1 pseudogene is annotated in these 219 nt (G+C 44.3%); it reads left to right on the top strand.

Annotation, left to right across the window (positions count from 1 at the left end):
- Positions 1-219, top strand: a pseudogene (locus B3O33_RS01055) (haloacid dehalogenase); the annotation flags it as partial.

Raw genomic sequence — 219 nt, 5'->3', positions numbered from 1 at the left:
TTTCTATTCTGCGCTACGTTGAGATTCCTTTCGTGCTTGCGACAAATAATGCAAGTCTTACGCAACAGCAATATCTCAATAAACTGGCTGATATGGGGGTAGTCGTATCAGAAAAAGAGATTCTGACTTCCAGTATGGCCACGGCGCGTTATCTCAAAGAAACCTTGCCGGCTTCAAAAAAGAGGGTATTTGTTATCGGCGAGTCGGGGTTAATTGAGC

Source organism: Methylophaga sp. UBA1464 (assembly GCF_002325665.1).
GTDB lineage: Bacteria > Pseudomonadota > Gammaproteobacteria > Nitrosococcales > Methylophagaceae > Methylophaga.
Note: the sequence above shows the minus strand (reverse complement) of the source record. Positions and strands in the feature narration are given on the sequence as shown.